The 21768-nt window shown below is 65.0% G+C and carries 24 protein-coding genes; 15 read left to right on the top strand and 9 right to left on the bottom strand.

All coding sequences use genetic code 11. The annotated features are described in order from the left end of the window. Positions 1 to 63: 63 nt before the first annotated feature. Both NKH03_RS09085 and NKH03_RS09080 read left to right on the top strand, forming a co-directional pair. Positions 64 to 1212: a Gfo/Idh/MocA family protein gene (locus NKH03_RS09085; protein WP_352968124.1), complete on the top strand. Its 1149-nt coding sequence runs from the start codon at positions 64 to 66 to the stop codon at positions 1210 to 1212. Between the two features lie 10 nt (positions 1213 to 1222). Continuing rightward, complete coding sequence (locus NKH03_RS09080; protein WP_352968123.1) at positions 1223 to 2212, top strand: alpha/beta hydrolase; 990 nt, start codon at positions 1223 to 1225, stop codon at positions 2210 to 2212. Here NKH03_RS09080 and NKH03_RS09075 read toward each other — a convergent pair. Continuing rightward, the gene (locus NKH03_RS09075; RefSeq protein WP_352968122.1) at positions 2172 to 3206 is read right to left on the bottom strand and encodes a LacI family DNA-binding transcriptional regulator; all 1035 of its coding nucleotides are present in this window, start codon (positions 3204 to 3206) and stop codon (positions 2172 to 2174) included. The two genes, NKH03_RS09080 and NKH03_RS09075, sit on opposite strands and share 41 nt — an antisense overlap. Positions 3207 to 3463: 257 nt before the next feature. On the opposite strand from NKH03_RS09075, the gene NKH03_RS09070 reads away from it, so the two are divergent. From NKH03_RS09070 to rsgA, 3 genes are all read left to right on the top strand, one after another. After that, a complete protein-coding gene (locus NKH03_RS09070) occupies positions 3464 to 4417 on the top strand; it encodes a tagatose kinase (protein ID WP_352968211.1) in 954 nt (317 codons plus the stop codon). Continuing rightward, entirely contained in the window at positions 4414 to 5697 is a 1284-nt protein-coding gene (locus NKH03_RS09065; protein WP_352968121.1) for a D-tagatose-bisphosphate aldolase, class II, non-catalytic subunit, read from the top strand. Before NKH03_RS09070 ends, NKH03_RS09065 begins: the two co-directional genes overlap by 4 nt. A 257-nt stretch (positions 5698 to 5954) precedes the next feature. Next, a complete protein-coding gene (gene rsgA, locus NKH03_RS09060; RefSeq protein WP_352968119.1) occupies positions 5955 to 6992 on the top strand; it encodes a ribosome small subunit-dependent GTPase A in 1038 nt (345 codons plus the stop codon). Between the two features lie 32 nt (positions 6993 to 7024). Here rsgA and NKH03_RS09055 read toward each other — a convergent pair whose 3' ends face one another. Next, complete coding sequence (locus NKH03_RS09055; protein WP_352968118.1) at positions 7025 to 7558, bottom strand: sterol desaturase family protein; 534 nt, start codon at positions 7556 to 7558, stop codon at positions 7025 to 7027. A gap of 172 nt (positions 7559 to 7730) precedes the next feature. On the opposite strand from NKH03_RS09055, the gene NKH03_RS09050 reads away from it, so the two are divergent. Then, positions 7731 to 8201 carry an NUDIX hydrolase gene (locus tag NKH03_RS09050; protein ID WP_352968117.1) on the top strand — a complete coding sequence of 157 codons (471 nt, stop codon included), beginning with the start codon at positions 7731 to 7733 and terminating at the stop codon, positions 8199 to 8201. 10 nt (positions 8202 to 8211) lie between these two features. Here NKH03_RS09050 and pobA read toward each other — a convergent pair whose 3' ends face one another. From pobA to pcaD, 6 genes are read right to left on the bottom strand one after another with little or no spacing between them, the layout of a single operon-like run. Further along, positions 8212 to 9384, bottom strand: coding sequence for a 4-hydroxybenzoate 3-monooxygenase (gene pobA, locus NKH03_RS09045; protein ID WP_352968116.1), 1173 nt, complete (start codon positions 9382 to 9384; stop codon positions 8212 to 8214). After that, positions 9384 to 10436, bottom strand: coding sequence for a 3-carboxy-cis,cis-muconate cycloisomerase (locus tag NKH03_RS09040; RefSeq protein WP_352968115.1), 1053 nt, complete (start codon positions 10434 to 10436; stop codon positions 9384 to 9386). The genes pobA and NKH03_RS09040 overlap by 1 nt, the downstream gene beginning before the upstream one ends. A gap of 19 nt (positions 10437 to 10455) precedes the next feature. Continuing rightward, positions 10456 to 11070, bottom strand: coding sequence for a protocatechuate 3,4-dioxygenase subunit alpha (gene pcaG / locus NKH03_RS09035; RefSeq protein WP_352968114.1), 615 nt, complete (start codon positions 11068 to 11070; stop codon positions 10456 to 10458). Further along, positions 11070 to 11825 carry a protocatechuate 3,4-dioxygenase subunit beta gene (gene pcaH / locus NKH03_RS09030; protein WP_352968113.1) on the bottom strand — a complete coding sequence of 252 codons (756 nt, stop codon included), beginning with the start codon at positions 11823 to 11825 and terminating at the stop codon, positions 11070 to 11072. The genes pcaG and pcaH overlap by 1 nt, the downstream gene beginning before the upstream one ends. Then, positions 11815 to 12222 (bottom strand): 4-carboxymuconolactone decarboxylase, encoded by a 408-nt coding sequence (gene pcaC / locus NKH03_RS09025; RefSeq protein ID WP_352867322.1) that lies wholly within the window; start codon positions 12220 to 12222, stop codon positions 11815 to 11817. Before pcaC ends, pcaH begins: the two co-directional genes overlap by 11 nt. Beyond that, a complete protein-coding gene (gene pcaD / locus NKH03_RS09020) occupies positions 12215 to 13024 on the bottom strand; it encodes a 3-oxoadipate enol-lactonase (RefSeq protein WP_352867324.1) in 810 nt (269 codons plus the stop codon). The genes pcaC and pcaD overlap by 8 nt, the downstream gene beginning before the upstream one ends. 93 nt (positions 13025 to 13117) lie before the next feature. Between pcaD and pcaQ the strand changes: the two genes are divergently transcribed. The 9 genes from pcaQ to NKH03_RS08975 all read left to right on the top strand — a co-directional run bounded on the left by pcaQ (position 13118) and on the right by NKH03_RS08975 (position 21386). After that, positions 13118 to 14035 carry a pca operon transcription factor PcaQ gene (pcaQ, locus tag NKH03_RS09015; RefSeq protein WP_352867327.1) on the top strand — a complete coding sequence of 306 codons (918 nt, stop codon included), beginning with the start codon at positions 13118 to 13120 and terminating at the stop codon, positions 14033 to 14035. A 128-nt stretch (positions 14036 to 14163) separates the two neighbouring features. Next, a complete protein-coding gene (locus tag NKH03_RS09010; RefSeq protein ID WP_352968112.1) occupies positions 14164 to 15480 on the top strand; it encodes an ABC transporter substrate-binding protein in 1317 nt (438 codons plus the stop codon). Between the two features lie 18 nt (positions 15481 to 15498). After that, positions 15499 to 16242, top strand: a complete 744-nt coding sequence (locus tag NKH03_RS09005; protein ID WP_352968210.1) for an ABC transporter ATP-binding protein — start codon at positions 15499 to 15501, stop codon at positions 16240 to 16242. Further along, on the top strand, positions 16239 to 16967 hold the full coding sequence (locus NKH03_RS09000; protein WP_352968111.1) for an ABC transporter ATP-binding protein: 729 nt from the start codon (positions 16239 to 16241) through the stop codon (positions 16965 to 16967). Before NKH03_RS09005 ends, NKH03_RS09000 begins: the two co-directional genes overlap by 4 nt. Beyond that, the gene (locus tag NKH03_RS08995; protein WP_352875623.1) at positions 16964 to 17860 is read left to right on the top strand and encodes a branched-chain amino acid ABC transporter permease; all 897 of its coding nucleotides are present in this window, start codon (positions 16964 to 16966) and stop codon (positions 17858 to 17860) included. The genes NKH03_RS09000 and NKH03_RS08995 overlap by 4 nt, the downstream gene beginning before the upstream one ends. Continuing rightward, positions 17857 to 18912 (top strand): branched-chain amino acid ABC transporter permease, encoded by a 1056-nt coding sequence (locus NKH03_RS08990; RefSeq protein ID WP_352968110.1) that lies wholly within the window; start codon positions 17857 to 17859, stop codon positions 18910 to 18912. Before NKH03_RS08995 ends, NKH03_RS08990 begins: the two co-directional genes overlap by 4 nt. A 2-nt stretch (positions 18913 to 18914) precedes the next feature. Next, positions 18915 to 19700, top strand: coding sequence for a coniferyl-alcohol dehydrogenase (locus NKH03_RS08985; RefSeq protein WP_352968209.1), 786 nt, complete (start codon positions 18915 to 18917; stop codon positions 19698 to 19700). A gap of 40 nt (positions 19701 to 19740) precedes the next feature. Then, positions 19741 to 21186: an aldehyde dehydrogenase gene (locus tag NKH03_RS08980; RefSeq protein WP_352968109.1), complete on the top strand. Its 1446-nt coding sequence runs from the start codon at positions 19741 to 19743 to the stop codon at positions 21184 to 21186. Between the two features lie 26 nt (positions 21187 to 21212). Continuing rightward, on the top strand, positions 21213 to 21386 hold the full coding sequence (locus tag NKH03_RS08975; RefSeq protein ID WP_352875628.1) for a hypothetical protein: 174 nt from the start codon (positions 21213 to 21215) through the stop codon (positions 21384 to 21386). An 83-nt stretch (positions 21387 to 21469) separates the two neighbouring features. On the opposite strand, the gene NKH03_RS08970 is transcribed toward NKH03_RS08975, so the two are convergent. Continuing rightward, positions 21470 to 21721, bottom strand: a complete 252-nt coding sequence (locus tag NKH03_RS08970; protein ID WP_352968108.1) for a hypothetical protein — start codon at positions 21719 to 21721, stop codon at positions 21470 to 21472. Positions 21722 to 21768: the final 47 nt, after the last annotated feature.

Here is a 21768-nt window from a genome sequence, read left to right as displayed (position 1 = left end):
GCGATCCGTGGCCGGCTGGGCGGATCCGGCAGACCATGACCGCGTCGGGAGGTACGATCGAAAATGCACGGGAAAACAAAGACGAAACTCGGGATCGGCGTCGTCGGATGCGGCAATATCTCGATGACCTACCTACGCAACGCCGCCCTCTTCGGCGGGATCGAATTGCGCGCCTGCGCCGATATCTCGGCCGACATGGCGGCATTGCGCGCGAAAGAATATGGCATCCGGGCGCTCGGCGTCGATGCGCTGCTGGCCGACACCGAGATCGATCTTGTCCTCAACCTGACCATTCCGGCGGCGCATTTCGACATTTCGTTTTCAGCACTTTCCGCCGGCAAGCACGTCTTCACCGAAAAGCCGCTCGCCACCTCGGCCGCCGACGGACAGCGCCTGGTCAACGAGGCGAGGTCGCGCGGCCTGCTGCTCGGCTCGGCGCCCGACACCTTCCTGGGTGCCGCCGGACGCCGGGCGCGCCGCCTGATGGACGAGGGTGCCATCGGTCGCCCGGTCACCGGCACCGCCTTCATGATGGGCCGCGGCATGGAGCACTGGCATCCCAACCCGCAATTCTACTACCAACCCGGTGGCGGTCCGGTGTTCGACATGGGCCCCTACTATCTGACCATGCTGGTCAATCTGCTCGGTCCAGTCGAGCGCGTCATGGCGATGGCGACACGCGGCCAGGAGGAGCGGCTGATATCCGCCGAAGGGCCATTCAAGAACACCACATTCAAGGTCGGCACGCCGACCAACGTTTTGTCGCTGCTCGAATTCCGCTCCGGCGCGACTGTCACCTTCGGCGCCTCATGGGATGTCTTTCGCCACTCCAACCATCCGATCGAGCTGCACGGCACGGACGGCTCGCTGCGCCTGCCCGACCCCGATACGTTCGGCGGCACCGTGTCGCTGTCCGAACGCGGCGCCGGGTGGAAGGATTTCGCCAGCGAAGGCGAGTTCTATGGCGCTCGCAACTGGCCTTATGCGGCACCCGATCGCGCCAACTATCGCATGCTCGGCGTCGCCGATCTGGTGCGCTCGCTTCAAACCGGCAACACGCCACGCGCCTCTGGCAGCCTCGCGCTGCATGTGCTGGAGATTATGGAGGCGATCCTGCGCTCCGGTGAAACACAGGGCTCGGTCGCCGTCTCGGGCGATGTCGTCCAACCGGCCCTGCTGACCGAGGAAGAGGCAAGCGACCTGCTGGCCTGAGGACATGACCATGACACTCGATCCGGATGCTCGGCGCGTCCTCGAAATCGGCCGCGCCGCCGGCGGCGAGCCGTTCGAGAACGGCAGCGTGGCGGCGGCGCGCGCCGCGTACAACGCCTCCTTCCCGACACTGCAGGGCGAGCATGAGCCGGTCGCCGCGACCTTGGAACAGCAGATCGACGGGCCGAACGGCGCCATCACTGTCCGCATCCATCGCGGCATTGGCGCACTGCCGAGCGGGGCGCCGGCGCTGCTCTATCTGCATGGCGGCGGCTGGGTCATCGGCAATCTCGATTCGCATGACGAGATCTGCCGCTGGCTGGCCAATCTCGGCAACGCCGTCATCGTCTGCCCCGACTATCGCCTGGCGCCGGAGCACAAATTTCCCGCCGGGCTGGAGGATGGGCTGGCGACACTGCGCTTCATGGCGCGGAACGCCGCCAATCTCGGCATTGACCCGGCCCACATCGGTGTTGCCGGCGACAGCGCCGGCGGCAATCTCGCCGCCGTCCTGGCGTTGCTCGCCCGCGATGGGCTGGCACCACCGCTTGCCGCGCAGATCCTGATCTATCCCAACACCGACGCACGTCAGATGGCAGACAGCTACCGGCGTTTCGGCGACGGCTTCGGGCTGACCGCAACCACCATGGCATGGTTCCGCGACCGCTATGTGCGAACGCCCGACGACACGCTGGACTGGCGCGTCTCGCCCCTGCTGGCGTCTGATATCGCCGGTGTCGCACCGGCGTTCGTGGCGCTTGCGGGCTTCGACATACTCGCCGACGAAGGGGGAGCCTATGCCGCGCGCCTGCAGGCCGAAGGCGTGCCAGTGATCCTGCGGCAATGGCCGGGCCAGATCCATGGTTTCGTCTCGATGGGACGCCATATCCCAGCCGCGCGGCAAGCGGTGGCCGAGGCGGTGGCTGCCTGGCGCCATTTCGACCCAGGGTCGCTGACGCTTAGGCCGACTGACGCATCACTAGGGTGGCATCGAGCTTGACCGTGCGTGCCAGGCTTTGCTTCGGCGGATCGGCCTCGTCCAGCAGGGCCAGCAGGATCTCGACGCTGCGGCCGGCCATGGCGGTGAAATCCTGCGCCATGGTGGTGAGCGCCGGACAGGTGTAGCGGCTCAGCGGATGATCGTCATGGGCGGCAACGCGCAGATCGCAATCGGACCTGCGGCCGACCTTCAGGCCGCGCGAATACGCGGCAGCCATCACGCCAAAGGCGAGACGATCGTTGGCGCACAGGATGGTGCGGCCGGGCAAGTTGCCGGCCTCCAGCATTCTTTCCATCTGCTCGTAGCCGACCCGTTCGAAGTCCCAAGTGTAATCGCGCGCGGCCTCGATCACGACCGGCTTGAAGCCGGCGGTTTCCATCGCGACGATGTAGCTTTCCTGGCGTTCGCCGGAGTTGTGGTTGACATGCGGAATGTCGAGATAGGCCGGGGGCTCACCCGACCGGCACAGATAATCGACGATGGTCGACACGCTCTGCCGGTTGTCGTTGCCGACGAACGGCGTATCGCCCTCGATATAGGTGTCGAAATAGACGATCGGAATGTCCTGCCCGAGCTTGTCGAAAACGCTTCGGTCGGAGGCCAGGCCGAGCGGAGCTATGATCGCGCCGGCGACCTTCAGTGACAGCAGCGTCCTGACCGACTCCGCCTCCAGCTTCGGAGAGCCATGCGAGGAGATGACGATCGGCCAGTAGCCTTCGTCGCGGCAGCGAAATTCGATGCGGCTGACCATCTCGGCATAGAACGGATCGGTGATCGTCGGCACGACGATGCCGATGTTACGGGTGCGCTTGCGGTTGAGGTTGCGGGCGAAAAGGTTCGGCTGATAGTCCGAGGAGCGCAGGGCTGCTTCGATCCGTGCCCGCGTCGCCGGCTTCACGCTCGCCGGGTCGTCGAAATATTTGGACAGCGTCGGCCGCGACACGCCACATGCCTGGGCGAAGTCATCCATCGTGCGGTGTGTCTTCTCCGCCATCGATACTCCTGATCCCCTTGCCGTCATCGCCGACCGGACGCGAGCCATCACCAGTCATGCGGCCGTTGACCGGAAGCAGCAATGCTTGACCGAACTTATTCAGTCAAATTTTCACAGTTCCCAATACAGCGCAAAAACATTACGTGCGTCAAATTATTTATTGACGCTCTAAAATTGAAGACGTAGGGTTCGGGTTGGAAAAGCGGAGCATGGTGCAGCCGGGCGAGCCCAACGCCATCCAGCGACATGGTGAGAACATGAAGAAACTGGTTTGCGCCGGCGAGATCCTGGTCGAGATCATGGCCGAGCGGATCGGCCAGAGTTTCCTCGCTCCCGGCCCGCTCATCGGCCCGTTTCCTTCCGGTGCACCGGCGATTTTCGTCGACCAGGCGGCGCGGCTCGGCCAGCCGGCAGGCCTGATCGCCGCGGTCGGCGACGACGATTTCGGACATTTGAACATCGAGCGCCTGCGTTCCGACGGCGCCGATATCTCGGCCATCAAGGTGCATCGAGGCGCGGCGACGGGAACGGCCTTCGTCACCTACGAGACGGATGGCAGCCGGCACTTTGTCTACAACATCAAGCAGAGTGCCGCCGGCCTGATCGAGATCGGCGCCGAGGCGCGCGCACTGCTGGCGAGGGCTGATCATTTTCATGTCATGGGCACGTCGCTGTTCTCGCCAGAAATGATCGAGGTGGCCCGCACCGGTATCGAAGCGGTCAAGGCACGCGGCGGCACGGTCTCCTTCGATCCCAACATCCGCAAGGAGATGCTCGATCTGCCCGGCATGCGCCAAGCGTTGAGTTTCGTGCTGTCGCGGACGGATCTTTTCCTGCCCAGCGGCCCGGAACTGTTCACCTTCGCCAAGGCCGCCGACGAGGAAGGCGCGGTGCACGAAATGCTGGAACGCGGCATTTCGGCGGTGGTCATCAAGAAAGGCGCGCAGGGTGCCGTTCACTACGACCGTGCCGGGCGCACCGTATCGCCCGGCTTCGTCGTCGACGAGATCGACCCGACCGGCGCCGGTGACTGTTTTGCCGCGGCCTTCGTCTCCTTCTGGCTGCGCGGGGCAGTACCTGAAAAAGCGCTCAAGGTCGCCAATGCCTGCGGCGCGCTGGCCGTGACCAAAAAGGGTCCGATGGAGGGCATAGCTTCCCTCGCCGCTGTCGAAGCGTTCATCGAGACTGCCGAGACCGGAGCGCCGGCATGAGCCAGGCGACGGACAGGCTGGCCGCCATCGCGACGCGTCGCGCGGCCGGCGAACGCCGCGGCATCACCTCGGTCTGTTCGGCCCATCCGCTGGTCATCGAGGCGGCGCTGCGGCATGGCAAGGCACGTGGCGCCGACGTGCTGATCGAGGCGACCTGCAATCAGGTCAACCACGAGGGCGGCTACACCGGCATGACGCCCGGCGATTTCCGCCGCTTCGTCGAGGTCATCGCCGACAAGGTCGCCTTTCCCCTGGACAGGCTGGTGCTCGGCGGCGACCACCTCGGGCCCAATCCGTGGAAGGACCTTCCGGCGCCCGAGGCCATGCAGAACGCCTCGCGCATGGTAGACGCCTATGCCGAGGCCGGCTTCACCAAGATCCATCTCGACGCCAGCATGGGCTGCGCCGGCGAAGGCGCGGCGCCGCCCGACGCGACGATTGCAGAGCGCGCCGCCGAACTGGCCGCGGTGGCGGAGGCTGCGGCCGACCGAACGGGCGGCGCCAAGCCTGTCTACGTTATCGGCACCGAAGTACCGGTGCCGGGCGGTGCCCTTGAAGCGATGGACCATCTGGCGGTGACGACGCCCGAGGCGGCACTTGAAACCGTCCGCATCCACGAGCAGGCGTTCAGCCGCCGCGGTCTGGACAAGGCCTTTTCGCGTGCGATGGGTATCGTCGTGCAGCCGGGCGTCGAATTCGGCAATGCGGAGGTGATCGCCTACAGGCCGGAACGCGCCCAGGCGCTGGCCGGCACGCTGCGCGACCTGCCGCAATTCGTCTTCGAGGCCCATTCGACCGACTACCAGCCGGTGACGGCGCTGGCCGCACTGGTCGACGATGGCTTTGCCATCCTCAAGGTCGGGCCATGGCTGACCTTCGCGCTGCGCGAGGCGCTCTATGGCTTGAGCCACATCGCCGATATCCTCGTTCCCGACCCGGCGCGCGAAAGCCTGCCGGCGGCGATGGAGCGCGCCATGCAGGCGGCACCCGGCAACTGGAAGAACCACTACCACGGTTCCGAGACCGAGCAGCGGATAGAGCGGCATTTCTCCTACAGCGACCGCATCCGCTATTACTGGCCGGCGCTGGCGGCCCGGCAAGCCACGGACGCGCTGATGCAGGCGCTCGGTGACCGGGACATTCCCCCACCCCTCATCAGCCAGTATCTTGGCCGTCTCGACGCAGCGGTGGCGAACGGGTCCGCGGCGCCAAAGGCCAGGGAGCTGCTGATCGGCAGCGTGGCGGAAGTGCTCGACATCTACGCCGGTGCGACGGGCTGACCGCCGGCCACGGCCTCGGCAGCAAGGCCAGCTACCCGCGATAAGCGAAGCGGCGCCGGCAATTGTCGGCGAGGCGAAGACCGGCAGTTCGATGCCGCGCTTTTTGGTTCCGAGCTGAAGCTTGCGGCTCGGCTATCGGCCATGGCCCTGCTTGCCAAAAGTCGCCGCGCCGCCCATACACGACTTGCGCAATCGCCCAACCGAGGTCCGCCTCTCCTTCGACTTTGCCAGGGATACTGTCCAATGTCCGCGACGCCGTGGTCAAAGCCTTGACGGATCACTCCAAGCCATCGCTCGCCAGCCTCGGCTGGACGGATTTCTTCGGCGACCAGCTCGAGCCCGGCGAAGCCAAGCTCATCCCGACGCGTATCGCCACGGTCCATCGCGACCGCCTGACCGGCCTGTCCCAGGCAGGGCCAGTCGATCTGACGCTGCCGGCGCAAGCGAACACTGGTGATTATGCCGTCGGCGACTGGGTGCTCGTCGACGCGCATGACAAGCTTGTGCAGCGCCGCCTGACCCGCAAGACGGTGCTGGAACGCCGCACCCAGGGCGGCAGGGTGCCGCAACTTGCCGCGGCCAATGTCGACACGCTGTTCATCGTCACCTCCTGCAATGCCGACTTCAATCCCGCCCGGCTCGAGCGCTATCTGGCGCTCGCCAACGAGGCAGGAACGACACCGGTGATCCTGCTGACCAAGGCAGACACGGCTGAGGACGCCGAGGCATACCAGAAGCAGGCTGCGGCGCTGCAGCGTGGACTGGCCGTCGTGACGCTGAACCCGCGCACCGCGGATGCCGCGACCGCGCTGGCCGCCTGGTGCGGCGCCGGCCAAACGGTGGCGCTGATCGGCTCTTCCGGCGTCGGCAAATCGACGCTGGTCAACACGCTGGCCGGACCGGCGCAGCAATCGCCGCAACAGACCCGAGGCATTCGCGAACACGATGCCAAGGGACGCCACACCACCACGTCGCGATCGTTGCACGCCATCGCAGGTGGCGGCTGGGTGATCGACACGCCCGGCATGCGGACGTTGCACGTCAGTGATGTCGCCTCCGGCATCGACACCCTGTTTGCCGAAATCACCGAACTCGCCCCGCTCTGCAAGTTCCGCGACTGCACGCATGTGCATGAACCGGGCTGCGCGGTGCAGGCTGCCTTGAAGGCCGGGACGCTGGACCCGGAGCGTCTTGCCCGCTGGCGCAAACTGTCCGACGAAAACCAGCACAACACGCCGGTTCAAAGCGGGCCGCGCGGGGCCAAATCTCCCGGCGGTCGCGGAAAGAGGCGTTAAGCAGCGAGGACTGGGGTGCCAAGCCCCTGGATTCAGAGCCGCGCCGTACCGAAGACCCGATCCCAAAGTGCCGACGTAACACCGAAATTGGCCGATTCGTCGATGTGATGATGCACGGCGTGGCGGCGTTTGAGCGTGTAGAGATAGCTCGGATGGCTGGGATGCCAGTGATGGATCATGTGGTGGATGCTGATGTACCAAAGGTACCCCAGCATCAGCCCGCAACTTACAGCACTTGCGGTTGCGAAACCTGAGACCATCCAGACGGGTACAAACGCAACCAGCGCATGCACCCCAAGGCTGAGCCAGGTCGGCGTGCCCACCGAATCGCGCTCGTCTACATGGTGACGATCGTGCAGGTCCTTGATGTAGGGAATGTGATGAAGCACGAACCTGTGCAGCACGTATTCGGTCAGCGTCCAGAGCAAGAGACAGGCGAGGACCGTGCCGATCCAGCCTGGCGCATTGTCTTCGCCGGCCTCGATCAGCCCTGCAACTGCCAGTGCGGCGATAACCAGCGGATAGACCACGAAGTCGCTATAGTAGCCAATAAGACCGAGTTGCATCGTCACCTAGCCTTCGAGCCGCCAAATAAGCGATGGTATCAGTTTGCCGGACTCGTGGGTGAGGCGCAATGCAGACGCACCTGACATAGCGTCGCAATCCCTAGGTGCAAGGTTCGCGTCAACGATTCAAGGACCATCGGCAGGCTGCCGGCTTCGCAAACGGACGTTCAAAATGGCAAAACGCAGTGCGGGATTGCTGATCTATCGCCGCGGCGACGGCGATCTCAAGGTGTTGCTGGTTCACCCGGGCGGGCCGTTCTGGGCGAAAAAGGACGACGGTGCGTGGTCGATACCGAAGGGCCTCGTCGGCGAGAACGAGGACGAGTTGGCGGCAGCGCAACGCGAAACCGAGGAAGAGCTCGGCGTCAAGATCGACGGATCCTTCACGCGTCTCGGCGACTACAGGCAACCGGGGGGAAAGATCGTCACGGCCTGGTCTGTCGAACCGGCCTTCGACATCGATGTGGCTGCCATCAAGAGCAACATTTTCACCATGGAATGGCCGCCAAGGTCGGGATTCCTGAAGGAGTTCCCGGAAGTCGACAAAGCGGGCTGGTTCACCTTGCCCGAGGCCGAGGTAAAGATCCTCAAGGGGCAGCACCCGATCCTGTTGGATTTTGCCAGGCAGCAAGGCGCCGGATGATCCGCGGCCCTCAGTAAGGCAGGCCGACATAGTTCTCGGCGAGCGCGGTCGACGCGGCTTGCGAATGGACAAGATAGTCGAGCTCGGCCTCCTGAATGCGCTGGCCGAACTCGCCGGTGTCGGGAAAGCGGTGCAGCATCGTCGTCATCCACCAGGAGAAGCGCACCGCCTTCCAGACCCGTGCCAGCGCCTTGCCTGAATAGGCGTCGATGCCGGCGTGTGATTTCTCGACATAGAAGTCGCGCAAGCCGGCGAAGAGATAGCGCACGTCGCTGGCGGCGAGGTTGAGCCCTTTGGCGCCGGTCGGCGGCACGATGTGGGCGGCGTCGCCGACCAGGAAAAGCCGGCCGAAGCGCAGCGGCTCGGCAACGAAAGAGCGCAGCGGCGCGATCGACTTCTCGAAGGATGGCCCCGTGACGACGCTTGCCGCTGTTTGCTCCGGCAAGCGGCAGCGCAACTCGTCCCAGAAGCGGTCGTCGGACCAAGCTTCGACACGATCGTCCTGCGGGCACTGTACATAGTAGCGGCTGCGATGCGTCGAGCGCATCGAGCACAGTGCGAAACCCCGTTCGTGATTGGCGTATACCAGTTCGTGATGGGCCGGCGGCACTTCGGCCAGCAGGCCGAGCCAGCCGAACGGATAGTGCCGCTCGAAGGTCTTCAGCGCATCCGCGGGCACAGATTTGCGGCTGATGCCGTGATAGCCGTCACAACCGGCAATGAAGTCGCAGTCGATACGATGCGTGGCGCCGTCCCTGTCATAGGTGACGAAAGGTGCCTCACCATCGAAATCGTGCGGCGCGACATCAGCCGCCTCGTAGATCGTGGTCAACCCTGCCGCATCGCGTTCATCCATCAAATCATGTGTCACTTCGGTCTGACCGTAGACGGTGACATGCTTGCCGCCGGTGAGTGCGGTAAGGTCGATGCGGTGCAGGCGTCCGTCGAAGGCCAGCGAGATGCCGGAATGCGGCAGCCCCTCGGCATGCAGCCGTGCCGCGGCACCCGCTTCCTCCAGCAATTCGACAGTGCCTTGTTCGAGCACGCCGGCGCGTACGCGGCCAAGCACATGCTCGCGGCTCGCGCGTTCCAGAATGACCGTCTCGACGCCGATGCCGGCCAGCAGCTGGCCGAGCAGCAGGCCGGACGGTCCCGAACCAATGATAACGACCTGGCTGCGCATCAGTGGCCGAGACTTTCGACCTGTGCGGCCAGTTCGGCGGCAAGGCGCAGCGACGCGGCGGTCGCGACGGCCATCTGCGGCAGCAGCAGCCATTCCAGCGTCCATGCCGCGCCCGAGCGTTCCTGTTCATGCACAAGTGCCTGATGCATGCCGGAAAGCTGCGTGGCGTTGAAGCGGGCGAGCGCCACCAGCGCCTCGGCCTTCACCGGGTTCTGCTTGTGCTGCATGGCCGACGAGCCGCCGCCACCCGACAGTTCGATGTCGGTTCCGCCTTGCGCCATCAGCGCGATGTCCTGGCCGAACTTGCCAAGGCTGCCCGTGACCAGCGACAGCCAGCCGGCAAAATCGGCGAGCGCGTCTCGCTGGCTCTGCCACTGCCGGGCGTCGCCAAGGCCGAGTTTCGCGGCAAGGGCCGCGCGCACCGCCGGCCCCTTGTCATCAAACTTTTCCAGCGTGCCGGCGGCACCGCCAAACTGCACCACCAGCAGACGCCTCGACTGCTCCGACAGCCTTTCCTGATGCCGTTGCAGCGGCGCCCGCCACGCTTTGACGCGATCGGCCACTTGGATCGGAATCGCCGGTTGCATGCGCGTCATTCCGGTCAGCGTCCTGCGGCCAAAATGCTCTTCGAGCGCGGCGAGGCGCATGACGGTTTCGGTCAACAGCAGATCGAGATGCTCGACGATGGATTTGAACCGAAGCATCAGGCCGGTGTCGATGACATCCTGGCTGGTCGCGCCGAAATGCACTTTCGTCCCATGCGGTTCGCCGACCGCTGCCCTGATCTGGCGCACCAGTTCCGGCACCATGACGCCGTCCCTGGCGACAGCGGCCCGCAGCGGGGCGGTGTCGGGCCGGAACGTGGCAAGTGCGGCCACGATCACCGCCGCCGCGTCGCTGGCGATGATCCCGGTTTCGGCCTCCGCTTCCGCCAGCGCACGCTCGAAGGCCAGCATCGCCTCGATTTCCGCCTCGACGGAAAAATGCCTCGCCGCTTCCTCGTCGCCGAGGAGAGCGGAGAGCAGTGGATGGTCGAAGGGTGATACGGTCATGGCGCGAGTCTCCTGAGCATCAGCTGTCGAAGAAGACCGTTTCCTTCTCCCCCTGGAGATGGACGTCGAAGACGTAGATATCGCCCTTGCGCTCGGCGATCAGCGTCGGCACCCGGATGCGGTGCTCGATCCGTGCCAGGATCGCATCCCCGGCATTGGCCTTTTCCTCGTCGGAAAAATAGAGCCGTGTGTGAAGGCCGAGATTGATGCCGCGCGCGATAATCCAGAGCGTGATGTGCGGCGCCATCAGGCTGCCATCCCTGAACGGCACCCGGCCCGGCTTGATCGTCTCGAACGTGCACAGGCCGGTGTCCATGTCGGTCGGACAACGGCCCCAGCCGAAGAAGTTCGGATCGGCGGCACCGCGCGGTTCTGCCGGCGAATTGTAAAGCCCATCCGCATCCGCTTGCCAGATCTCGATCAGCGCGTCCTTGAGCGGCGTGCCGGTGCCGTCGAGCACCCGGATGCGAAGACCGATGCGCTCACCCTTGGTCTTGTCGTTGACCATGGTCGCACCAAGGTCGGCCGGGTAGACGCCGCCGATGCCGCAGAAATTGGGCGTCAGCCCGATATGGACATACGGTCCCGCGGTCTGTGAAGGGCTCTCCTTCAGCCGGTCGAGCGATTGAGCCATCAATTGCCCTCCAGCCTGCTTTCGAACAGCGACGCGCGCCGCCCGCGCAGCACGATGTCGAACTTGTAGGCGCGCGCGTCGAAGGGGATCGTCGCTTGCATGTCGAGCGCGGCGATCAGCGTCTCAACGGCTGCCTTGTCGGGGATGCCTCGCGCGATCGGGCACTGCCAGATCAGCGGGTCGCCCTCGAAATACATCTGCGTGATCAGCCGCTGGGCAAAGCCGTGGCCGAACACCGAGAAATGAATATGCGAGGGGCGCCAGTCGTTCGGCCCGTTCGGCCAGGGATAGGGACCGGGCTTGACGGTGCGAAAGGCATAGCCGCCATCCTCGCCTGATATGGCACGGCCGCAGCCGCCAAAATTCGGGTCGAGCGGCGCCAAGTAGCCATCCTTCTTGTGACGATAACGGCCACCCGCATTGGCCTGCCAGAATTCGAGCAGAGCGTCGGGCACGCCAACACCGCGTTCGTCGAGCACCCGCCCATAGACGATGATGCGCTCGCCAATGGCGCTCTCGCCGGGTTTGGCGAAATTGTGGATCAGGTCGGCGTCGAGTTCGCCGAGCATGGCGTGGCCGAAGACAGGACCTGTTATTTCCGACAGCGTGTTGTCGAAGGCAAGCAGCGCCTTCCGCGGCGAGCGCAGCACGGAGGTCTTGTAGTTCGGCGTCAGCGCCGGCGGATGCCAGGTCCGGTCGCGCTGGAAGAAGGCGCCGGTCTCGGGTCTCTGGTTCGAGCCGGACTTAGCGGGCATTCTTGGCTCCGTCCATTTCCGAAAACACGTCCTTGGCGATCTTGAAGGCACGGTTGGCGGCCGGCACGCCGGCATAGATGGCGACATGCAGGAACGCCTCGCAGATATCGTCGCGCGAAGCACCGGTGTTGACGGTGGCGCGCACATGCATGGCGACCTCCTCATCATGGCCGAGTGCGGCCAGCAGCGCCAGCGTGACGATCGAACGTTCGCGCTTGCTGAAGCCCGGCCGCGCCCACACGGTTCCCCAGGCGGCCTCGGTGATCAGTTCCTGGAAAGGCTGGTCGAAATCGGTGGCGGCGACCTCGGCCCGGTCGACATGCCGGTCGCCGAGCACTGAGCGCCGCACCGCGAGACCCGTGCGATATCTGGCTTCGTTGCCGGGGACTTCATCCATGGGGTTCTGCTCCAGGGGCAAGCGATGCGATAAAATCGCGGATCAAGGCGGTCAGCGCTTTCGGTTGTTCGACACAAGGAATATGCCCGGCGTCGCGAATGATCTCGAAGCGCGCGCCGGGGATCAGGTCGGCCAGCGAGCGGACGAGATCGGGAGGCGTCGAGCCATCCTGGTCGCCGGCGACGCAGAGCGTCGGCACCGCGATGTGGCGCGCGGCATCGGTGAAATCCGCATCGCGAACCGCCACGCAAGTCCCGATGTAACCCGCAAGCGCTTGCCTGGTCATCATGTTCCAGTAGCCGTCCAGCTCGGCCAGACGCGCCGCGTGGAAGGCGGGGGTGAACCACACTTTGAGCACTCCGTCCGCAATGGCCTGGATGCCCTTGCTTTCGACCGTCGCGATGCGTGTGTTCCAGCTGTCTGTCGTGCCGATCTTGTGGGCCGTGTCGCACAGGATCAGGCCTTCGACCATTTCTGGGCGCCTGCGATAAAAGCCTTGTGCGATCAGGCCACCGACCGACAGGCCGCACAGCACGACCTTGCTCAGCCCGAAATGATCGATGAGCGCCGAGAGATCATCGACATGATCGTCGATCGACCTGATGTCGCCGATATCGGACAGCCCGTGACCGCGCTTGTCATAGACCAGCACCGGCATTTCACCATCGAGCGCGGAGACAATTTCGTCCCAGATCCGGAAATCGGTGCCCAGAGAATTGATGAATATGATCGGGCGCGCATTGCCGGCCGCCTTGATGTGGCGATGGTGCAGCGTGATGCCGCCAATGGTGACGAATGGCACGATTTCGATCCTCCATCCCCACATTGCACAAGGCGTTTGGTTCGGTAAAATGATATTTTGCACCGTTTCATTAACTCAGGGGTTATCAAATCCATGTCCGTAGGCCGCATCCGGTTCCGCCACCTGCAGGCATTCCTGGAAGTTGCGCGGCAGGGAAGCGTGGCGCGGGCGGCCGACTTGCTGCACGTCAGCCCGCCGGCGGTGACCAAGACATTGCGCGAACTGGAAGAGGCGCTGGGTGTGGCGGTGGTCGAACGCGACGGCCGGGGCATCAGGCTGACGCGCATCGGCGAAATCTTCCTGCGCCATGCCGGCACGGCGATCACGGCGCTGAAGCAAGGCGTCGATTCCGTCAGGCAGGACGGAGCGGTCAACCGGCATCCGATCCGTATCGGCGCGCTGCCGACAGTGTCGGCGCGGGTCATGCCGCTCGCCATGACCTTGTTTCTCGAAGAGGGCACTGGTGCTGCGATCAAGATTGTTACCGGCGAGAACGCGGTGCTGCTCGAACAGTTGCGCACCGGCGCGCTCGATCTCGTCGTTGGACGGCTGGCGGCGCCGGAGAACATGACCGGCTTCTTCTTCGAGCACCTCTATTCCGAACCGGTGCTGTTCGTGGTGCGGGCGGGACATCCACTGCTTGACCCGGGACAGGATGTGTTCGCACGGCTCGACGAATTCCCGATGCTGATGCCGACGCGGGAATCGGTTATCCGTCCCTTCGTCGACCGCCTGTTCATCACCAATGGCATGACGGCGCCGGCAACCGAGATCGAAACCGTCTCGGACTCCTTTGGTCGCGCTTTCCTGCGGCAGAGCAATGCGGTCTGGATCATTTCGGCCGGGGTCGTTGCCAACGAACTCGGCAGCGGCGCCTTCGTCGCCTTGCCGGTCAACACAGAGGAAACCAAGGGCCCAGTCGGCCTGACGATGCGCACGGACACCGCGCACTCGCCGGCTTTCTCCATCCTGCTGCAGACCGTCCGCGAAGCGGCAAGGCAAGGCAGCTAGGCTCGAGATAGCCGCTGTTGGTCCCGAATTTCCTAACCCAGGGGTTAACGAAACACCGCAAAATATCATTTTACCGAACCAAACCGCTGGTGCACTGTGACGACTGAGGAGCACAGAGGGAGGAACGTATGACTCACGCTATCGGCAGCAAATCCAGTATTCCAGGCATTTCGCGGCGCCAGTTCATCGCCACCTCGATCGCTGGCGGCGCAGCTCTCACGCTTGGCGGCCGCGGCGCCTTTGCCCAGGCAGGCGACACGCTCAAGGTCGGCTTCGTCAGCCCGCGCACCGGGCCGCTCGCCGGCTTCGGCCAGACCGACGGCTACGTGCTCGACCTGGCCCGCAAGGCGCTGGCCGGCGGCCTCGACATCGGCGGCAAGAAATACAGCGTCGAGATCCTCGACCAGGACACGCAGTCCGACCCGTCACGCGCCGGTCAGCTGGCCAAGGACCTGATCAACAACCAGGCCATCGACCTGATGCTGGCGGTATCGACGCCGGAGGTGATCAATCCCGTGGCCGACGCCTGCGAGGCCGCCGGCGTGCCATGCCTGTCGACGGTCATGCCGTGGGAAGCCTGGTATTTCGGCCGCGGCGCCAAGCCCGATGCGCCCTCGCCGTTCAGGTGGACCTATCATTTCGGCTTCGGCGTCGGCGAGTTCTTCAAGGCCTATATCTCGCAATGGAACCTGATCGAGACCAACAAGAAGGTCGGCGTCATGTATCCCAACGATGCCGATGGCAATGCCATCCGCGCCCATTTGGCGCCGCTGCTGGCCAAGCAAGGTTTCACCATTGTCGATCCCGGCGCCTATGAGACCGGCACCACCGACTATTCCTCGCAGATCGCGCTGTTCAAGCAGGAAGGCGTCGAGATCTTCAATTCCTTCCCGATCCCGCCGGATTTCGCGGCGTTCTGGCGCCAGGCGGCACAGCAAGGCCTGATCAAGCAGATCAAGATCTGCCAGGTCGCCAAGACCGGGCTGTTCCCGTCCGACATCGAGGCGCTCGGCGATCTCGGCGTGAAGATTTCGAGCGCCGCCTATTGGCACAAGGCCTTCCCCTACAAGTCGCCGCTGACCGGCGTTTCGGGCATCGAGCTGGCCGATGGCTACGAGGCGGCGAGCGGCAAGCAGTGGACGCAGCAGCTCGGCGCCTCTATGTCGCTGCTCGATGCCGGCTTCGAAGCGCTGAAGGCAAGCACCGATGCCAAGGACAAGGCAGCGGTGGCCAAGGCGCTGAGCTCGCTGAAAACCGAGACGATGGTCGGCAAGGTCGACTTCACCAGCGGACCCGTGGCCAATGTCTCGCCCGGCCCGATCATCGGCACGCAATGGGTCGCCGCCAAGGAAGGAGCCAAGTTCCCGCTCGACTATGTCGTGACCGAGAATGCCACCGACCCCAACGTGCCTGTCGCAGCCAAGCTTCTGCCTTACAACGGCTGATGGACCGCTGAGGATCGCCTGGTGACCCATCCGCAACAACAGGCGATCCTCGCTGCCGCCGGTATCCACAAGCGCTTCGGCGCGCTTGTGGTGCTGGATGCGGTCGACTTCACCATGGCCGCGGACGAGGCGGTCGGTATTGTCGGCCCGAACGGCGCCGGCAAGACCACTCTGCTCAGCGTGCTGGCCGGGGCCTTTCCACCGAGTTCGGGCACGGTCAGCTTCAAGGATAGCGACGTGACGCCGCTGACGGCGACGCAGCGCTGCCGGCTCGGCCTGGTGCGAACGCACCAGGTGCCCAAACCGTTCAGCGGCATGACCACCTTCGAGAATGTCTTCGTCGCCGCCTCGCATGGCGCCGGCCTCGGCCGCGACGAGGCTTATGAGGAAGCGCTCGGCTCGCTGAAACTGTGCGGCATGCTCGGTGTCGCCAACCGGCGCGCCGAAACGCTCGGGCTGCTCGACCGCAAGCGGCTGGAACTGGCGCGCGCGCTGGCGGCCAGACCGACGCTGCTTTTGCTGGACGAGATCGGCGGCGGACTGACCGACGGCGAAGCCGGCGAACTGGTCGACACGATCAAGGAATTGCGCCGGCGCAAGATCGGCATCGTCTGGATCGAGCACATCGTCCACATTCTCCTGCAGGTGGCCGAGCGGCTGATCTGCATGGACGCCGGCAGGATCATCGCCGACGGCGACCCGCAAACAGTGATGGCCGACCCCGAGGTCGTACGCGCCTATCTGGGCGGAGGCCCGAGATGAGCCTGCTTGCGGTCGAGAAACTGGTTGTCCGGCACGGCCTGCTGCAAGCGGTGCGCGGCGTCAGCTTCGGCATCGAACGCGGCGAGACGCTCGCACTGGTCGGCGCCAACGGCGCCGGCAAGACGACGCTGCTGAGGGCGATCGCCGGCGCGCATCAGCCGGCTGCCGGCCGCGTGCTGCTGACCGGCGCCGATCTGACGGATGTGCCATCGCACAAACGCGTCGGCATGGGCATTGCACTGGTGCCGGAGGGGCGAAGACTGTTCGTGCGGATGACGGTCGAGGAAAACCTTCTGCTGGGCAAGACCACCGGCCGGCCGGGCGACTGGAGCGTCGACAAGGTGCTGGAAATGTTTCCCAATCTGAAGCCACGCCGCCATGCCAAGACGGGCCACCTCTCTGGCGGCGAACAGCAGGCGACGGCGATCGGCCGGGCGCTGATGAGCAATCCGGACGTGCTGCTGCTCGACGAGGTCTCGCTTGGCCTGTCGCCGCTGATCGTCGACCGCGTCTATACAGCACTGCAAGGGCTGATCGCCTCGGGCACCACGATCATCCTCGTCGAACAGGACCTTAACCGGGCGCTCGCGGTTTCCGACAGGATCATCTGCATGCTCGAAGGGCGTGTCGCGCTAGAAGGGCCGAGCAAGGCGGTTTCGCGCGAGGAGGTGACGAAAGCCTATTTCGGCCTGCACCGGAAAAGCCCCGGGAGCGTTCCCGTATGAGCAACCAGATCATCCAGGGCATTCTGCTCGGCGGCTACTACGCGCTTATCGCCTGCGGCCTGTCGTTCATGTTTTCGGTGATGCGCATCATCAACCTCGCCCATGGAAGTCTTGCCGTGTTCGCCGCCTTTGCGCTGTGGTGGCTCGCCTCGCGGTTCCACATCTCGCCCTTTGTCGGCCTACTCATCGTCCTGCCCTTGATGGCGGCGATCGGCTGGGCGCTGCAGCGCTTCCTGCTCGAGCGCAGCGCGCGCGGCGGCGCGCTGCTGCCGATCCTGACGACGTTCGGCCTCGCCATCGTCATCGACAATCTGCTGTTCGAGCAGTTCGGCGCCGACACCCGTTCGCTGGCGCCCTATATCGGCAGCCTGTCCTATGATTCCTGGGAATGGCCGGGCAGCATCTATGTCGGCAAGCTCGCCGTGATCATGTTTGCCACCGCCGTCATCCTGCTGGGCGGGCTGCAATTGTTCCTGACCCGCACAAGGCTTGGCCGCTCGATCCGCGCTACATCGGAGGACCCCGACACTGCCGGCCTGGTCGGCGTCGATGCACGCCGCGCCAATGCCATCGCCGCTGCCATCGCCATGGTCACGGTCGGCCTTGCCGGCGCGTTCCTCGGCATGCGCGCCACCTTCGATCCCTATGCCGGCGCGCCGCAATTGCTGTTCGCCTTCGAGGCTGCGGTGATCGGCGGCGCCGGTTCGCTGTGGGGAACGCTGATCGGCGGCATCGTGCTGGCGCTTGCCCAGACGCTCGGTGCGCAGGTGCATCCGCAAGGGTTTCTGATCGGCGGCCATGTCGCATTCCTGATCGTCCTGTTCGTGCGGCTCTCCACGTCGGGCCTCGGCCTGCGCGGCCTGTTGCGCCTGCCATCCCGGAGCGCATCATGAGCGCCGTCTCGGCCTCACCGGTCATCGAGCGCGGCACAGCGACGTCGCGGATCGCCGCGATTGCGGTCGCGCTGGTCATCGCGCTGCTAGCGATTGCACCACAGTTCCTGTCGAACGGCGCTGTCGACCGGATGACCGCGCTGTTCATCTATGTGATCCTGGCGGCGATGTGGAACGCGCTGGCCGGCTTCGGCGGCCTGGTCTCGGTCGGTCAGCAAGTGTTCTTTGGGCTCGGCGCCTATTTCGCCATCCGGCTCGCCGATGCCGGCCTCAACCCGTTCCTCGCGCTCTTCGCCTCTGGAATTGTCGTTGGCGCCGTCTCCTGGCCGCTCTCGCTGTTCATGCTGCGGCTGAGGAATGGCGAGTTCGCTATCGGCATGTGGGTGATCGCGGCGCTGACTCATCTTCTGGTCAATCTCGACCGTCTGGTGCAGGGCGAAACCGGCACATCGCTGATCTCGCTCAACGCCTACGACGCGGGCGCCAGGCGGGCAGCGATCTACTGGCTGGCGCTGGCGTCGATGACCGCCCTGCTCGCCATTCTGTTTGGCCTGCTGCGCGGCAGCACAGGTGCGGCGATCCGCGCGATCCGCGACAATGAGGATGCCGCCGCATCGGTCGGCGTGCGCGTCACCGGCACCAAGCGGCTGCTGTTCGTGCTTGCCGCCTTCGGCATCGGCATTGCCGGCGCGCTGTGGCTGGCGACCTCGATCACCTTCCAGCCGAAGACCTATTTCAACGTTCAGTGGACCGCCTACATGATTTTCATGGTGCTGGTCGGCGGCATCGGCACTTTCGAGGGCGCCATTTTAGGCGCGCTGCTGTTCTTCCTCATCGAGACCTGGTTCGGCGGCACCGGCGTCTGGTACCTGATCGGGCTTGGCGCCACCGCCGTGCTGTTCTCGCTTTTCCTGCCGCGCGGACTGTGGGGGACGATCGAGGAGCGCTTTGGGCTCCGCCTGCTGCCGGTCGGCTATCGCGTCAGGCTCTCAACCGATGGCGATGCGACGCCTGCGCCACAACGAGCCACGACACATCGGGAGAAGGCATGACCATGCTTTTCGGCAAGACGATCCTCATCACCGGCGTCGCCTCAGGCATCGGCGCGCGCACGGCGGAACTTGCCGGCCAGCTTGGCGCCGACGTGATCGGCGTCGATGTTCGAGAACCAGCCGCGGCGGTCGGCGGCTTCGTCAAGGCCGACATCTCGTCGAAGGCGGGCGTCGATGATCTCATCGCGCGTCTGCCGCAGCGCCTCGACGCGCTCTGCAATGTCGCCGGCCTCTCCGGCAACACCGGCGCGGCGTCGACGCTGGCCGTCAACTTCTTCGGGCTGCGGGCGCTTTCGGAAGGCCTCGCGTCAAAAATCCGCGAGGGCGGTGCCATCGTCAACGTCGCCTCCATCGCCGGCTATGGCTGGCGCGCCAATCTCAATCGCGCCGCCTCGATGGTCGGCATCGAGGGTTTTCCCGATGTCGCCAAGGTCGTCGCCAACCACCAGGTGAAGAACGAGGAAGGCTATCCCGTTTCAAAGGAACTGCTTCTGCTGTGGACTTTCCGCGCCGCGCATCAGGACCTGTTCAAGAGCCGTGGCATCCGCGTCAATGCGGTGAGCCCGGGGCCTGTCGAAACGCCGATCCTGAAGCAGTTTCGCACCGTGCTCGGCGACGCCCGCGTCGACAGCGACATTGCAAGGGTCGGCCGCGCCGGCACATCGGGCGATATCGCCCCAGTGGTGCTGTTCCTGTGCTCGGACGGAGCGCGCTGGGTCAACGGCGCCAATGTGCCGGTCGATGGCGGCCTCGAAGCATCGATCAATGCCGAAGTGCTCGGCTTCTAAACCTCAATCAGCAGCTCCAACCGGAGCAGTGGAGACTACAATGGATATCGGACTTCTGATCGACGGTGACGAACGGGCAGCCTCGGGTGCGGCGTCCTACGAGCGCATGGACCCGTTCACCGGCAAACTAGCGACGCGTGCCGCGGCAGCGAGCATTGCCGATGCCAATGCCGCCGTCGAAGCCGCCGCGGCCGCCTTTCCGGCGTGGTCGAAGGCCGGGCCCGGCGAGCGCCGCGCCTTGCTGTCGAAGGCTGCTGAAGTCATGGCCTCCAAGGTCGGCGAGTTCACCCGGCTGATGATGGAAGAGACGGGAGCGACCGGTCCCTGGGCCGGCTTCAACGTCATGCTGGCGGCCAACATGCTGCGTGAGGCGGCGGCGATGACGACGCAGATCTCGGGCGAGGTCATTCCGTCCGACAAGCCGGGCACGCTGGCCATGGCGATCCGCCAGCCCGCCGGCGTGTGCCTCGGCATCGCGCCGTGGAACGCACCGGTCATTCTCGGCACCCGCGCCATCGCGATGCCGATCGCCTGCGGCAACACGGTTGTGCTGAAAGCATCCGAAATGTGCCCCGGCACGCACCGGCTGATCGGCCAGGTGCTGGTCGATGCCGGGCTGCCCAAGGGCGTCATCAATGTCGTCACCAACGATCCCAGGGATGCCGCCGGCATTGTCGAGGCGCTGGTCGCGCATCCCTCGGTCAAGCGTGTCAATTTCACCGGTTCGACCAAGGTCGGCAGGATCATCGCCGAACTCGCCGGTCGGCACCTGAAGCCGGCGCTGCTCGAACTCGGCGGCAAGGCACCGCTGCTGGTGCTGGACGATGCCGACATCGACGCCGCGGTCAACGCGGCCACCTTCGGCGCCTTCATGCATCAGGGCCAGATCTGCATGTCGACCGAGCGCCTGATCGTCGACGACAAGGTCGCCGATGAATTCGTTTCCAAGCTAGCTGCCCGCGCCTCACAACTGCCGGCGGGTGACCCGCGCGGCCATGTCGTGCTGGGCTCGCTGATCAGCAGCCAAGCCGCCGACAAGATGGAGGAGTTGGTCGCCGACGCGGTCGGCAAAGGCGCCAAACTGGTGGCCGGTGGCAGGCGCACCGGCACCGTTGTCGAGGCGACGCTGCTCGACCATGTCACACCGGCGATGCGCGTCTATTCGGAAGAGTCCTTCGGGCCGGTCAAGCCGGTGATCCGGGTCAAGAGCGAGGACGAAGCCGTGCGTGTCGCCAACGACACCGAGTACGGCCTGTCGTCAGCCGTGTTCAGCCGCGACATCAAGCGTGCCATGGCGGTTGCCGCGCGCATCGAGGCCGGCATCTGCCACATCAACGGTCCGACCGTCGGCGACGAGGCACAGATGCCGTTCGGCGGCGTCAAGGGTTCGGGCTATGGCCGCTTCGGCGGCAAGGCCTCGATCGCCGAATTCACCGATTTGCGCTGGGTGACGATCGAGGATCCGGGCCAGCACTACCCATTCTGATCCGGCCTCGCATTGGGCGGTTCGACATGGGCGATCAGACCGCCTGCGACGGCGTGAAGCGAACGCTTGCGGATCGCATCTGCCCGGGTGCCAATACGATGCATCCGGTATCGATGCCCGCGTCACCCCTGCAGTTGAAGGCGTCGGTGATGTTGCTGACCGGCTCGGCGCAAAAGAACGGCTCGCCGGGCGGCGTGTAGAGGACGAGGAAATCGAGTGGGGCCTCGGCCTCGATGTCCAGCTGCCGCCCATGCTCCGGCCAGGAAATCCGAGCGCGGCGCGCCTATCCGGTGAAGACCGTGTCGAAGTCCGTCTCCGACACGCCGAAGCCCGTGGTCGGGTTGGAGCCAGCGGGCGGCAGGACGTGCCGGGTGGGCAGGATTTCCGCATCGCCGGATCCGTTTTGCCGCCAGCGATAAGACGCCAGCGCGCCGCCGCCAGCCGGCGCAATTTCAACCTTCGCAATGCCGTCGCTGATCGAGACCAGCTCTTGATGCTGCTCGGCAACGGCAGCCGAATTCTTTGTCATCGGCACTCCGTCGTCCCTTGACTCCAATCGCCACGCCTATAAGACATATCATA

Origin of the sequence: Mesorhizobium sp. M1406 (assembly GCF_040317555.1) — a bacterium.
GTDB lineage: Bacteria > Pseudomonadota > Alphaproteobacteria > Rhizobiales > Rhizobiaceae > Mesorhizobium.
Note: the sequence above shows the minus strand (reverse complement) of the source record. Positions and strands in the feature narration are given on the sequence as shown.